The organism is Rhizobium sp. NLR16a (genome assembly GCF_017948245.1).
GTDB lineage: Bacteria > Pseudomonadota > Alphaproteobacteria > Rhizobiales > Rhizobiaceae > Rhizobium.
Genome location: NZ_CP072865.1, coordinates 3,635,358 through 3,649,431, shown reverse-complemented (window position 1 = coordinate 3,649,431; position 14,074 = coordinate 3,635,358). Strand labels below are relative to the sequence as shown.

At 63.8% G+C, this 14,074-nt stretch carries 12 protein-coding genes; 3 read left to right on the top strand and 9 right to left on the bottom strand.

Translation table 11 applies throughout. From position 1 onward, the window contains the following. Positions 1-140: 140 nt before the first annotated feature. The gene (locus J7U39_RS17675; RefSeq protein ID WP_037143114.1) at positions 141-533 is read left to right on the top strand and encodes a PRC-barrel domain-containing protein; all 393 of its coding nucleotides are present in this window, start codon (positions 141-143) and stop codon (positions 531-533) included. 149 nt (positions 534-682) lie between these two features. On the opposite strand, the gene J7U39_RS17670 is transcribed toward J7U39_RS17675, so the two are convergent. The 6 genes from J7U39_RS17670 to J7U39_RS17645 all read right to left on the bottom strand — a co-directional run bounded on the left by J7U39_RS17670 (position 683) and on the right by J7U39_RS17645 (position 7,478). Continuing rightward, entirely contained in the window at positions 683-3,136 is a 2,454-nt protein-coding gene (locus J7U39_RS17670) for a glycoside hydrolase family 2 protein (protein ID WP_210629367.1), read from the bottom strand. Positions 3,137-3,201: 65 nt separating this feature from the next. Further along, positions 3,202-3,597 (bottom strand): VOC family protein, encoded by a 396-nt coding sequence (locus J7U39_RS17665; protein ID WP_210629366.1) that lies wholly within the window; start codon positions 3,595-3,597, stop codon positions 3,202-3,204. 47 nt (positions 3,598-3,644) lie between these two features. After that, positions 3,645-4,394 carry an ABC transporter permease gene (locus J7U39_RS17660; protein ID WP_210629365.1) on the bottom strand — a complete coding sequence of 250 codons (750 nt, stop codon included), beginning with the start codon at positions 4,392-4,394 and terminating at the stop codon, positions 3,645-3,647. Then, entirely contained in the window at positions 4,391-5,335 is a 945-nt protein-coding gene (locus tag J7U39_RS17655) for an ABC transporter ATP-binding protein (protein WP_210629364.1), read from the bottom strand. Before J7U39_RS17655 ends, J7U39_RS17660 begins: the two co-directional genes overlap by 4 nt. Next, positions 5,332-6,498, bottom strand: coding sequence for an ABC transporter permease (locus J7U39_RS17650; RefSeq protein WP_210629363.1), 1,167 nt, complete (start codon positions 6,496-6,498; stop codon positions 5,332-5,334). The genes J7U39_RS17655 and J7U39_RS17650 overlap by 4 nt, the downstream gene beginning before the upstream one ends. A gap of 71 nt (positions 6,499-6,569) precedes the next feature. Further along, positions 6,570-7,478, bottom strand: a complete 909-nt coding sequence (locus tag J7U39_RS17645) for an ABC transporter substrate-binding protein (protein ID WP_210629362.1) — start codon at positions 7,476-7,478, stop codon at positions 6,570-6,572. Between the two features lie 412 nt (positions 7,479-7,890). On the opposite strand from J7U39_RS17645, the gene J7U39_RS17640 reads away from it, so the two are divergent. Continuing rightward, complete coding sequence (locus J7U39_RS17640; protein ID WP_210629361.1) at positions 7,891-9,129, top strand: LysR family transcriptional regulator; 1,239 nt, start codon at positions 7,891-7,893, stop codon at positions 9,127-9,129. Further along, a complete protein-coding gene (locus J7U39_RS17635) occupies positions 9,126-9,851 on the top strand; it encodes a copper homeostasis protein CutC (RefSeq protein ID WP_210629360.1) in 726 nt (241 codons plus the stop codon). The genes J7U39_RS17640 and J7U39_RS17635 overlap by 4 nt, the downstream gene beginning before the upstream one ends. Positions 9,852-10,159: 308 nt before the next feature. Here J7U39_RS17635 and J7U39_RS17630 read toward each other — a convergent pair whose 3' ends face one another. From J7U39_RS17630 to J7U39_RS17620, 3 genes are all read right to left on the bottom strand, one after another. After that, positions 10,160-11,179: a zinc-binding alcohol dehydrogenase family protein gene (locus J7U39_RS17630; RefSeq protein ID WP_210629359.1), complete on the bottom strand. Its 1,020-nt coding sequence runs from the start codon at positions 11,177-11,179 to the stop codon at positions 10,160-10,162. 264 nt (positions 11,180-11,443) lie between these two features. Next, complete coding sequence (locus J7U39_RS17625) at positions 11,444-12,418, bottom strand: ABC transporter permease (protein ID WP_210629358.1); 975 nt, start codon at positions 12,416-12,418, stop codon at positions 11,444-11,446. Positions 12,419-12,493: 75 nt separating this feature from the next. Then, positions 12,494-14,047 (bottom strand): sugar ABC transporter ATP-binding protein, encoded by a 1,554-nt coding sequence (locus J7U39_RS17620; protein WP_210629357.1) that lies wholly within the window; start codon positions 14,045-14,047, stop codon positions 12,494-12,496. Between the last annotated feature and the right edge of the window lie 27 nt (positions 14,048-14,074).

Here is a 14,074-nt window from a genome sequence, read left to right as displayed (position 1 = left end):
AAGCCGAATGAAGCTATACTAACCTTGACGTAAACGTCAACAATCAGGCCCGGTGCGGTCATGGAAAGGCAGGGAACTTTGAGTCCGCGTTGGCGTTGACCTTTCATACCAACCATGAGGAAACACCAAAGGAGGTTCAAATGTTGAATCAGGACACCGACGCCAGCCGCCGTGACCCGAACGCCAAGGAAACGCATTCGCTGATCGCCAGCGACCGCGTCGAAGGCACCCGCGTCTATGGCGCCGATGGCCGGCATATCGGCTCGATCGAACGCCTGATCATCGGCAAGCGCGACGGCCGCGTCGCCTATGCCGTGCTAAGCTTCGGCGGCTTCCTGGGCATTGGTCATGACCACTATCCGTTGCCTTGGGAAAAGCTGAATTACGACACCCAGCTGGACGGCTACCGCATCGACCTGACCAAGGAGCAGATCGAAGGCGCACCCAGCTATTCGGACGATGACGACACCTGGTACAACGACAATGGCCGCCGGGTGTATGATTATTACGGCGTGCCGCCCTACTGGATGTAACCTCGTTCGATGGACCGAGCTGGAAGGGCCCCGTTGGCAGCGGGGCCTTTTGGTGTGTGGTGACCGTCGCCACGCCCCCTGTGCCAGGGTCGGCGCTCACCCTAACCCTCTCCCCGTAAAAACGGGGCGAGGGGACGGATGAGGGGCTTTCACCGACCCGCGAGTAGATCATTGGCCGATCGCAGCACCGTGCCGATAGCAATGTCAACAGCCTCAATCACCTTCGCCGTCCTCACGTCAAACACATGGCTCTCCCCCGGCAGCAGCGTCACCAGCATCGAATCGACGACCGCATCCGGATCCAGCCGATCCGCCATCAGGCAGAGATCCTTGAGAAAATTCTCGGCCTTCACCTTGACCGCGTAACCATCCTCTATCGCAGTCACATCGACGCTCAGCCGCGGCGCCGGCAGGGCAAGGTCGATATCCTCGACGAAATAGTGAAACGCTCGCCGGTCGAGCATGTCGACGACAACGACCTCGTCCTTCGGTAAATCCGGCCTGACGACCTCCTCGGGCAGCGGAAACTCCCTGGCCTCGAAGCGGTCGCAGAGCAGCCGCCAGAATTCGAATTCCGCAAGCACGCTGCCATCGAGCCTCAGGCGTTTGCCGCTGATCTTGGCTCGCCAGAACAGCGTCCTCTCGTTGACCGCCACCGCTGCCAGTCCGCCGTCGCGCGGCTGGATCGTTAGCAGGCGCGGGTCAAAGGCCGCCTTCAGCGCAAACCAGAGCGGCTTGCGGCGTCCGGCCGAATCGAGGGCGGCCCAGGAGGTTACCGGCCAGCAGTCGTTGAACTGCCAGACCACCGCGCCCTTGCAGATTGCCCGGTGCGAGCGCATGTGCTCGATGCCGAAGCGGATGGCGCGCGCCTGGTTGAGCTGGGTGGCGAAGTGCCAGTCGTCCATCGTCCTTGGCACCGGCAGATGGCCGGCCAACCCGCGGATCAGCTTGTCATTGCCCTGCGTCGCCTTCTGGTGGTGGAAGACGCCGTTCGATTGCGGCGTCAGCGGCTGATCGTGGACGCTCTCTTCGATCGTCGCCCAATTGGCCGGCGCCTGCCAGCCGAATTCGGAGCAAAAACGCGGGATGTAGTTGCGGTAGACCTCGTAGCCGACATCGTTCCAGACGTCCCAGATATGTTTGCAGCCATGTCCGTCGGCATTCGGCTCGATCTCCATCGAGCCGGAATAGGGGCTGCCGGGATAATAGGGCCGGCGGGGATCGAGTTCGTCGCAGAGCTTCGGCAGCAGGTCGAGATAATAGCCGAGCCCCCAGCTCTCGCCCGCCTTGACGATCGGCCGCCAGCCCCATTCGTCGAAACCCCAGATATTCTCGTTATTGCCGTTCCAGAGGACCAGCGAAGCATGCGGCATCAGCCGCACGACATTGTCGCGCACCTCCGCCTCGACCTCGCTTCGAAGCGGCTCCTCCTCCGGATAGGCGGCGCAGGCAAAGAGGAAATCCTGCCAGACCAGCATGCCCATGCGGTCGCAGGCTTCGTAGAATTCGTCGCGCTCGAAGATGCCGCCGCCCCAGACGCGCAGCATATGAATATTGGCGCTCCTCGCCTCTTCGATCCGGGCAGCATAACGCTCGCGCGTCACCCGCGAGGGAAAACAATCGTCGGGGATCCAGTTGGCGCCGGCGATGAACAACGGCACGTCATTGATGACGAAGGTGAAGGCCGAACCGTACGCATCTGCAGCGGTATCGAGCCTGAGCGAACGGAAACCGAGCTCGCGCTCAAAGCTGTCGAGCCGATCGCCGCTGGCCTCATCGATCAGCGTAAGCGTCAGCGGATAGAGCGGCTGGGCGCCGAGATGATGTGGCCACCAGAGCTGCGGCGAGGGCAGCGTGATCTCGAACGAAACCTCGTCTTCGCTGGCGGCGATCGTAACCGACGTCGTCACATCGCCGATCTCGGCGACCAGCCGGAACGGCCTGGAATTGCTGTGGCGCGCCAGTCTTGCATGCACCGTCACCAGCCCGTCGCCGCCGGCAAGCGTGGCCGACGCCCGTGTCTCGGCGAGCCGCGCCCCATCCCAGCTCTCCAGCCTCACCGGCTTCCAGATGCCCGCCGTCACCAGCGTCGGCCCCCAGTCCCAGCCGAAATTGCAGGCCATCTTGCGCATCAGATTGCCCGGCCCCGGATAGTTGTTGGGCCGGTAGCCGTAATGTTTTTCCATCTCAGCGCCATAGGCGTAGGCGGAGCGGAAGGTGACGGAGAGTTCGTTGGCGCCGGTCTTCAGTAGACCTGAAACATCGAAACGGTAGGTGCGGTGCATGTTGAATGTCCGGCCGATCTCTTCGCCGTTGAGGCTGATGACCGCGATCGTATCCAGCCCGTCGAAGACGAGTTCCTGCACTCTGCCATCGTCGGGCGTTGCCTCGAAGCGGCAGCGATAGGTCCAGTCCGCCCTGCCGATCCAGTCATTGGTGATCTCGTTGACATCGATATAGGGATCGGGGATCAGCCGGCTGGCGAGAAGGTCGGTATGGACGCATCCGGGCACCGTCGCCGGCATCGCATCCGGCAGGTCGGGTCTTCCTGTATCGTTGCAGGTGAGCGTCCAGCCGGAATTGAGCGCGGTTTTCTCGATCATGGCGGGCTCCTGGTTATGCCGCTCGAAGCTGTGGGATTATGGTTGGATCGGAAGATCGCGCGCCGTCAGAGAAACCGGCCGTGGCGCTGCAGCACTTCGATCTTGTAGCCGTCGGGATCGCTGACGAAGAAGAACAGGCCGAACAACTTGCCGTCGCGGTTGAGCTCCACCAGCTCGCCCGGCTTGAGCCCCAGTTTCACCATGCGCTCGCGCTCGACGGCGACTTCTTCGACCGAGACGGCGAGATGGCCATAGCCTTTGCCGAGATCATAGGGTTCGGTGCGGCCCTTGTTGACGGTCAGCTCCAGCTCAAAGCCGGTCTCGGCATTGCTCAGATAGATCAGCGTGAAGGTGTCGAAATCGACACGGTCGGCAACCGAGAGACCGAAGGCCTTGCCGTAGAACTCGACCGAGCGCGCCTCGTCGAGAACGCGGATCATGGAGTGGATCATCTTCGCCAAGGCGGCCTCCCGTTCAATCGATCACCGCAGCCTTGGTAGCGGTCCTCTTACGCCGGGCGCAAGCCGATTCTTCGCGTGATCGCCGCTTCGACGAGGCCCATGGCGTCATAGATCAGTACCGCCATCAGCCCGACGATCAGCCCGCCCTGCAGGATGAAGGCGGTATTGTCCGATATCAGCCCGGCGATGATCACCTCGCCGAGACCCTTGGCGGCAACCGTCGAGCCGATCGTCGCCGTGCCGATATTGATCACGGTCGCGACCTTCAGCCCTTCGAGGATCAGCGGCAGCGCAAGCGGCAGCTCGACGCGCGTGAGCCGCTGCGTGCCGTTCATGCCCATGCCGTCGGCCGCGTCGAGCACCTGCGGCGACACCTGCTTCAGGCCGGCGACGGTGTTTTCGAAGATCGGCAGCAGGCCGTAGAGGAAGAGCGCGATCAGCGTTGGCATGGCGCCGAAGCCGGTGGCGGGCACGGCGAGCGCCAGAACGGCGACCGGCGGGAAGGTCTGGCCGGCATTGGCGATGGCGCGCGACAGCGGCAGGAAATCCGCGCCGCTTTCCCGCGTCACGAAGATGCCGCCGGCAACGGCGAGCACGGCGCTGCAGACGATCGATCCGATCACCAGTTGCAGATGTCCGAGCGCCAGCGAGACAAGGCTGTTCTGCGTATAGACAGCGGGCGCATTGTTGCTGGTCAGCGGCGTCAACAGGAAGGAAAGCCACTGGGTCCTGAAAAGCAGGATCAGCAGCAAGCCGAGTGCGGTTAGCCGGAAGAGATTGGCGACGACGAGTTTCATGCCTTGCGGCCCAGTTCGAGCAGCCTTGTCATCGAGATCGATCCCACCGGCGCCTTTTCGCCATCCTGCACCGCCGCCTCGTCGACCCCCTGCCAGATCATTTCGGCGAGCGCATCGCGAAGGCTGAGCGACTGCGGCAGGGCATAGGCGAGGCCGCTCTTGGCCGGCTCCATGCTCTCCTTCAGCGGCAGCAGCGACATCAGCTTCAGCGCCCGGTCGGAGGTGCCGGTCAGTTGCTGCACGAAGGGATCGGCCGGTTCGGTGAGGATCTTTTCCGGAGTCGAGCATTGCAACAGTCGGCCCTGGCTCATCACGGCGATCTGGTTGCCGAGATGGAAGGCCTCGTCCATGTCGTGGGTGACGAGGATGACGGTCGTGCCGAACTGCTTCTGGATCGCCAGGAGATCATCCTGCGCCTTTCCGCGGATGACGGGATCGAGCGCACCGAAGGGCTCGTCCATCAACAGCAGTTCCGGTTCGGCGGCGAGGGCGCGGGCGACGCCGACGCGCTGCTGCTGGCCGCCGGAAAGCTGATGCGGATATTTCTCGGCGAACTCGGCCGGATCGAGGTTGAAAAGCCCGAGCAGTTCCTCCACGCGGGCGGCTATGCGCCTGGAATCCCATTCGAGCAGCCGCGGCACTGTGGCGATATTCTGCGCCACGGTCCGGTGCGGAAACAGTCCGTGCCCCTGGATCGCATAACCGATCCGGCGGCGGAGCTCGGTCACCTCGACATCCATCACATTCTGGCCGTTGACGAAGATCTGGCCCTCGCTGATCGGCACCAGCCGGTTGATCATCCGCATCAGCGTCGATTTGCCCGAGCCCGACGTGCCGACGATGACGGTGATCTCGCCCTTTTCGACGTTCATCGAGACCTTGTCGACGACGGTGGCAGCACCATAGCGTTTGGTGACGTTCCTGATCTCGATCATGCTCATGCGGCAGGTCCCCGGATGCTGTCGATGACCGCATCGAGGATGACGGCCGATGAGAAGGCGAAGAAGACGGTCGGCACGGCGCCGAGCAGGACGAGGTCCATCGCCGTCTGGCCGAGCCCCTGGAAGATGAAGATGCCGAAACCGCCGCCGCCGATCAGCGCGGCAATCGTCACCATGCCGATTGCCTGCACCAGTACGATGCGGATGCCGGTGAGGATGACCGGAAAGGCAAGCGGCATGTCGATGCCAAAGAGGATCTGCCGGCGCGTCAGCCCCATGCCGGCGGCGGCATCGCGCACCGAGGGGTCGACGCCCTGCAGGCCGACGACGGTATTGGCGACGATCGGCAGCAGCGAATAGAGCACGAGTGCAATCAAGGCAGGCGCCGTGCCGATGCCGCGAATGCCGATGGCAGCAGCAAGCGGCACATGGGTGGCGAGATAGCCGAGCGGCAGCATCAACAGGCCGAAGAGCGCCAGGCTCGGGATCGTCTGGATCAGGCTTAGGCCCTGCAGCACGACGGCCCTGAGCTTCGGCACCCAGAAGCACAGAATGCCGAGCGGCAGGCCGAGAGTGATGGCGATAACGAGCGAGCCGAGCGCCAGCAGCAGATGTGAGAATGCCTCGGTCTCGAACTGTGCCGACCGCGTCGAGAATTCCTTCATGATCGAGAGGCTGTCCAGCAGGCCGGAGGCGAGAAAGGCGAAGAGCAGCGCCGCGTAGACGCCAAGCGCTGCCACCCGCATCCAGGGCGCCAGCCGGATCTTGACCAGCGCGTCCGATATGATGAGCCCGATCACCGCGAACAGCACCCAAAAGCCGCCGCCGGGCGTCATGCGCGCCACCGTGCTGCCGGGCGGCGTCGCCGCGGTCGAGACCAGGCCGATCGCAGCGATCAGTGCGGCAAGGCAAAGGGTGGCAATGACGAGCCGCGCCATGGCATTTCGGAGAAACAAGGTGGCGAGGGCGGTCAGGACGAGAAGGGCGGTCAGGATGATGACGGAGGGCTGGGGAAGAAGCTGCATCAGCAGCATCGGCTTGCCGGCGGCGATGCGGTTCGCCTTGACGTAGATGAAGGGCATCAGTGCCGTCGCCGCAATGCCGCCCGCCACCAGAACCACGCCGAGCCGATCCAGCCTGCGGACCGTTGAGCTTTCTTCCATCAATCCAACCCTGTCTGGCCGACCCTGTCGTCAGGGGAGGCTCCGCCCGCGACGGGGCGGAGCGGCAATGATTACTTCAGGAAGCCTTTTTCCTTGAGATAGGCTTCGGCAACAGACTTTGCCGGCTCGCCGTCCACCTGGATCTTGGCATTGAGCTTGCGCAACTCGTCGGCGCTCAGGCTCTTGAAGATCGGCGAGAGGATTTCCTCGATCTTCGGATTGGCCTTCAGCACCTCTTCGCGGATGATCGGGGTCGGCGCATAGACCTGCTGCACGTTCTTGTCGTCTTCGAGAACGGTGAGCTCGGCCGCTTCGATCGCGCCGTCGGTGCCGTAGACCATCGCGGTGTTGACGCCGTTCGTCTGGTCGGCCGCCGCCTTGATCGTCGCCGCGGTATCGCCGCCGGAAAGAACGACCATCTGGTCGGGCTTCAGCTGGAAGCCATAGGTGGTCTGAAAGGCGGGCAGCGCGCCGGCCGAATTGACGAATTCGGCGGAAGCCGCAAGCTTGGCAGCGCCGCCGCCGGCGACCCATTTGCCGAAGTCAGTCAGGCTCTTCAGCTTGTTCGGCTGGGCGACGTCATTGCGCACGGCGAGCGCCCAGGTGTTATTAGCCGGCGACGGCGTCAGCCAGACGATCTTGTTGGCCTCGTAGTCGAGCTTCTTCGCCAGCTCGTAACCCTGGTCGATGTTCTTCCAGGCGGCGTCATCGGCCTTGTTGAAGAAGAAGCCGGCATTGCCGGTATATTCTGGGTAGATGTCGATTTCGCCTGCGGTGATCGCCTTGCGCACCACCGGTGTGGCGCCGAGTGCGATACGGTCCTGCGTCTTGATGCCGTTGGCTTCGAGCGCCAGTGCGATGACGTTGCCGAGCAGCGTGCCTTCCGTGTCGATCTTCGACGAGACGACGACGTCGGCGGCCTGAACCGCGCCCGCTGCGAAGGCGGAGAGCGAAACGGCAAGTGCGAGTTTCTTCAGCATTGAATATCCCCTTTTAAACACCGTGATGAGGCCCAAGCCGGCAAGGCTTGCGCGCAGGAAATCCGCCGGCGAAGGCGGTAAGGCCGCCATCATCCGAATTGCGTGCGTCATGGAAATAGCGTGCCCGCCCGAAAAATCGATGCAAGCCCCCTCCAGTATTTGCGGTCGCGCCGACGATTATGACGGCGAACCTCTTTCCGCGCGCGGAAATGCATTCCCTTTTCCAAGGCCGGCGCGATTTGTTTTTGTCCCCTTGCGTGTTCCCACGATGGTCCGGTGCTCGTTTGCGGGAATTCCGCCGCCCGCCTTGTTATGAAGGTGACGATAGCCCCGCTCTCCCGGGGCAGGGATATCTTTTTTCGCGAACACGTCATATCGTCCGGTTCTTCCAGCGCTTTCCGGAGCCCGCCTTTTGCATCTCGGCGCCCTGTTCATAACGCACCACGTCCTGACCTCAGGTTCAGTCCGCGAGACCGCGCGCCGCTTCCAGCTGTCGCCGTCCACCGTGTCTGCGGCAATCCGTAATGCCGAGACCGAACTGGCGATGAAACTGACGGAACGCGCTTCCGGCGAACTGGTGATGCTGATCGCCGCCGGCGGGTTGCTCGAAGGCCTGCAGCCGATTACCGTCGCGATCGGCGAACTCGGCAAATTTGCAGGCCACGACGCCAGCGGGACGGCCGAGGCCTGGGCGTCGCGCATCCCCGTCAAGGTGGTTGCGATCGAGCGCTTTCTCGAGGTGGCCGACCAGGGCAGCATCAACCGCGCTGCCCGCCGCCTTCACTTGGGGCAACCGCAGCTTTCGCTGCAGCTCGCCAATTTGGAGCGATTTCTCGGCCGCCGCCTGTTCGAGCGGCAGGCGCAGGGCTCGGTGCTGACGGAGGAGGGCAGGCGCGCCTACCAGATCTTCATGGCGATCAGCCAGGCATGGAACGATCTGAAATCGGCCGCCGACGAGCGCTACCGCCGCACCGCGCGGTCGCTGCGCATCGGCTCGATCATCCCGACGGGATCGGAAAGCTGGGTGGCGCGCTGCCTGGGCCTGCTGGTCTCCGAATGGAATGCGCGCCGCAGCAACAACGCGATTTCGCTGGTCTCGATGACCGCCGACGACCTGCTCGAGGCGCTGAAGAGCGGCCGCATCGACGTCGCCGTCCTGGATTCGGTCTTCGGCCTGGAACATTTCCGGCATCGCGAATTGCTGCAGACCGACATGGTGGCGATCGCGCCGCCGCAAAGCACCCAAACCACAGTCGCCGAACTCGTCGCCGCGCATGCGATCTGCACGCCGAGCCCGCGCACCGGTCTCGGCCACGCCGCCATGGCCTTCAGCGAAGCGAGCGCACCCGACCGGCGCTTGCGCAGCCGGGATATCACCGCGGCGGATTCGCTGCCTGTCATCGTCGATCTCGTCGCCAATCACGGCTACGTCTCCTTCCTCGGCCGTGTCAGCGCCATGCCGATCGCCGACAAGGTGCGCATCGTCGATCTCGACGAGCATCTGCCGATGTCCTATCACGTCGCCTTCAACCATCGAAAAGCCGCTGCCGATGCCTGCGAGATGATCATCGCGGCGGCCGCCAAAATCACCTCGGAATCTGCCGCGCCCATCACAAAGCAGGTCGACGGGGCCAGGGAGACGGCAGCGTGACGATTTTACTGGAAGTCTGCGTCGACAGCGCCGCGGGCCTTGCCGCCGCAATCGAAGGCGGCGCCGGCCGCATCGAGCTGTGCTCGGCGCTGGAGCTCGGCGGTCTGACGCCGCTGCCGAGCCTGATGCGGATCGCCGCCCGGGCGCCGATTCCGGTCTATGCCATGATCCGCCCGCACGCCGGCCCCTTCATTTTCGACAGCGTCGACGAGGAGGCGATGATGCTCGATATCGACGCGGTGCGCGCAGCCGGCCTCGCCGGCGTCGTCATCGGCGCCAACCGCCCGGACGGCACGCTCGACCTGCCGCTGCTCCACCGTCTGAAGGCGCATGCCGCCGGCCTAGGCTCGACGCTGCACCGCGCTTTCGACCTGGTGCCGGATGCCGATCAGGCGCTGGAACAGGCGATCGAACTCGGCGTTGAGCGCATCCTGACCTCCGGCTGCGCGCCGAAGGCGGCCGACGGCCTCGATACGCTGAAGCGTCTTTCAGAGAAAGCGGCCGGCCGCATCTCGATCATGCCTGGCAGCGGCGTCCGCCCTGCCAATGTCGGCGAAATTCTCCGTGCGACCGGAGCCCGAGAGGTCCACGGCTCCTGCAGCTCGCCGGTCGAAAGCCGCGATCCGCGTGCGGTGGCTTTTGGTTTCGAGGCGAAAAGTGCGAACCGGACGGATGCCGCGGCGGTTAGGGAGATGAGCAGGGCGATTGCGGCGGTGTGTTAGCGGTTTCTGCACTGTTGACGACAAACGGTTGCAGTTTGGAACGCGAATGGAGCGCCTGCGGCCATGGGTCCTCGGGTCAAGCCCGAGCACGATGGAGAGTGGGGGAGCCTGTGCGGCAGGTACCGCAAACCCAGTGGCTTTTGCAGTTACCGTGTTTGCCTAGGCGAGTTCCACCCAAAACCGCTCGCATTTTGCTGGAATTCCTCCGGACGTCCCGCCTCTCGCTGCAGCCGCCTCATACTCCGTCCTACTCGGGCTTGACCCGAGTATCCACGCGCAGCACTCCGCGCGCATGATACACGTCCTACCTACCCACCAACCCTGATCACCGCCTTGATCAGCCCGCTCTTCTCATGCGCCCAGCGGGCCACATCGCGCGGCGCGTCGGCGAGTGTCGTGCGGTGGGTGATCAGCTTGTCGACCGGCACCAGCCCTTTGGCGATCGAATCCGCCACGTGCTCGAAATCGGCGCGAGTGGCATTGCGGCTACCGATCAGCATCATCTCGCGCTTGTGGAACTCCGGATCGGAGAAGCGGATGTCGTCCTTGACGACGCTGACCAGCACCAGCGCGCCGCCGTGGGCGACGAAGGAGAAGGCTTTCTCCATCGACGGGCCGTAACCTGTGGCGTCGAAGACCACGTCGAAGCCGTCGCCATTGGTCTTTTCCTTGACGGCCTCGGCCGTCGCCTCGTTGGCGACGATGCCGGAGGTGAAGCCGAAGCGTTCGGCGGCCATCTGCAGCCGTTCGGCGCTGGTATCGAGCAGCGTCACGTCATGGCCGGCGATGCGCGAGAAGATCGCAGCGCCGAGCCCGATCGGCCCGGCGCCGATGACGAGCGAGCGCGCGCCGGCGCCGGCGAGCGAGCGGCGCACCGCATGGGCGCCGATCGCCAGAAATTCCGTCGTCGCCGCCGCTTCGAGGCTGAGGCCCTTGGCGGGATAGAGATTGCCTGCCGGAACGGAGATCTCCTCGCAGAAGGCGCCATCGGTATGGACGCCGAGGACCTTGATGTTGGTGCAGCAGTTCGGCTTGCCCTTGATGCAGGCGACACATTGACCGCAGGAGAGATAGGGGTTGACGATGACAGGCGTGCCGGCCGTAAGCGCCACGCCGTCGCCGGCCTCGATCACCGTCGCCGAGATCTCATGCCCCATCACCCGGGGATATTCGAGGAAAGGGTGCTTGCCCTCGTAGATGTGATAATCCGTGCCGCAGATGCCGACATGGCTGACGGCCAGCCGCACCCATCCGGGCGCCGGTGCGGAAGGTGATGGGCGTTCGACGATGTCGAGTACGCCGGGTTCGCGGCAAACAACTGCTTTCATGACGGGTCTCGCATTCTTCGTTCTTTACTCTGTGTCGTGCCAACTGCTGTTCGGTTCGGGCGGATAGCTGCCCCTCACCCTAGCCTTACCAGGGTCGAGCCACTCGTCTCGACCCGTCCTGCGGACCCCCGCTTGCGGGGCGAGGGGACGTGCCCAGCGAGACATTGGCGAGGGACCGAGAGGTTGCGGCCTGGTCCCTTCTCCCCGCGAGCGGGGAGAAGGTGGCGGCAGCCGGATGAGGGGCAGGCCGCTCTCTCTCGCTGCTCAGCTGCTCTTGCGGCGGCGCAACTGGTCGAAGAACACGATCACGATGATCAGCAGTCCGGTGATGATGCGCTGCCAGAAGGAGTTGACGTTCAGAAGGTTGGCGCCGTTGTTGATGGTGGCGAGAATGAAGGCGCCGATCAGCGGGCCGTGCACGGAGCCGACCGCGCCGAACAGGCTGGTGCCGCCGATGACCGAGGATGCGATCGCCTGCAGTTCCCAGCCGTCGGCTTGCGTCGCATTGCCGATCGCGATGCGCGAGGCGAGCAGCACGCCGACGAAGGCGGCAAAGCCGGCCGAGAGGATATAGGCGAGATAGATCATGCCCTTGACGTTGACGCCGGAAAGGCGCGCGGCTTCCGCATTCGAGCCGACCGCGAAGAGATAGCGGCCCCAGCGGCTGAGATGCAGGAAGACGAAGGAAGGCACCGCCACCAGGATGACCATCCAGAACAGACTGGGAATGCCGAGGAAATCGGCACGGGCGAAATTGCTGAAGCTCTCGTCGGTGATGCTGATCGTCGAACCGTTGGTGATCAGCAGGCCGATGCCGCGCAGCGATGTCAGCGTTGCCAGCGTGATGATGAACGGCGGCAGGCCCATATGGACGATGCCGAAGCCGTGGAAGGCGCCGATCGCCACACCGATGGCGAGCGTCAGCACGATCGCCGCCCAGAGCGGCACGCCGGCCTGCAGCAGCCAGGCGATGATGACCGTGCAGAAGCCGACGATGGCGCCGACCGACAGGTCGATGCCGGCGGTGATAATGACGAAGGTCTGGCCGAGCGCCAGAATCGCCGTCATCGCCCCCTGACGCAGCAGGTTCGAGATGTTGAGCGGCGTCCAGAAGCTGGCGGTGACGAAGCCGAGCACGACCCAGAGGAAGATCAAGAGCCCGATCAGCGTCAGGCCGAACAGGATATTCATTTTCCGGCGCGGCGGCGGCGCGACGATTTCGGTGGGGGTGGCAGTCATGAATTTTCTCCCTCTTAGAGCCTTTCCGTTTTTCTCCGAACCGCGGAAATGCTCTATCTCTTTGTTGTCTCGTGCTCAGACGCCGATCGCTTCGCTGAGCACTTCTTCATGCGTCGCCGCGTGGAAATCATGGCTGGCGACGATCCTGCCGCCGCGGAAGACGTGCAGCCGGTCGGCCAGTTCGTAGACCTCTGGCAGATAGGAGGAGATCAGGATGATGCCCGCCCCCTCCTTCAGAAGCTTGGCGAACAGCCGGTAGATTTCCGCCTTGGTGCCGACGTCGACGCCGACGGTTGGTTCGTCGAAGATGAACAGCCTGGCGCCGTGGCTCAGCCACTTGCCGATGACGATCTTCTGCTGGTTACCGCCCGACATGCTGGAGGCCGGAACGCGCCGGCTCGGCGTCTTGATGCTGAGATTGCGGATCTGATTGTCGGCATTCGCCGATTCCCGCGCATGGTTGATGACCGGCCCGTGGCTGAGGCGCCCGAAGACCGGCAGGTTGATATTGAGGCCGATCGACTGATTGAGGCAGAGCCCCTGGTCGCGCCGGCTTTCCGGCGCCAGCGCAATGCCGAGCTCCATGGCCGTGCGTTCGTTCCGGATGTCGACGCGCTTGCCCATCCAGTGGATTTCGCCGGCGCTTTTCGGCTGGCGCCCATAAAGGCCCAGCGCGAATTCGCTGCGTCCGGCGCCGATCAGGCCATAGAGGCCGACGATCTGTCCTGATTTGACGCTGAGCGACACGTCCTCGAAGCCCGGACCCGAAAGCCCTTTGACCTCGACGATCGTCTCGCCGAAGGCGATCTCTTCCTTGTGGTAGATCTGCTCGATCGAGCGGTTGATCATCAAAGCGATCAGCTCGGCATCATTGGTCTCGCCGATCAGCCGCGTGCCGACATGCGTGCCGTCGCGCAGCACCGAGACCCGGTCGGCCAGTTCGAAGACCTCCTCCATGCGGTGGCTGATATAGACGATGGTCACGCCTTCGCCCTGCAGGCGGCGGATCAGCTTGAACAGCTGCGCCGATTCCTGGCGTGTCAGATAGGCGGTGGGTTCGTCGAAGATCAGGAATTGCGTGCCGCGCATCGCCGCGCGCGCCGTTGCCACCAGCTGCTGCTGGCCGATCGTCAGCGAACTTAGAAGCGCGCCGGCCGGCAGGCCGAAGCCAAGATCGTCGAGTACCGCCTGCGCCATCTTTTCCATCTGCTTCTTGCGCATCAGGCCATAGCGGTTGACCTCGTCGCCGAGGAAGAGGTTGGCGGCGACCGTCAGGTGCGGGCAGAGCACCACTTCCTGGTGGACGGCATTGATGCCGCGGGCGATCGCCTCGTTCGGCGTCGACAGCCCGACGGGATGGCCGCACCACAGCACCTCGCCGGCCGTGCGGGTGATGACGCCGGTGAGCAATTTGATCAGGGTGGATTTGCCGGCGCCGTTTTCGCCGACGATGGCGTGGATCTCTCCGGCCAGGAAGGTCAGCGTCGCCGGTTTCAGCGCCTGCACATGACCGTAATTCTTCTGCAGGCCCTTGAGTTCGAGGATAGGCGATCCGGCGGGAATGCGATTGGCTTCTTTCAGCGTGGCGCTGTCATCGTGGCGATGACTGACCTCTTCCAGTCCGATCATGGACCTCTCCTCCTCTTGTCGCGTCTG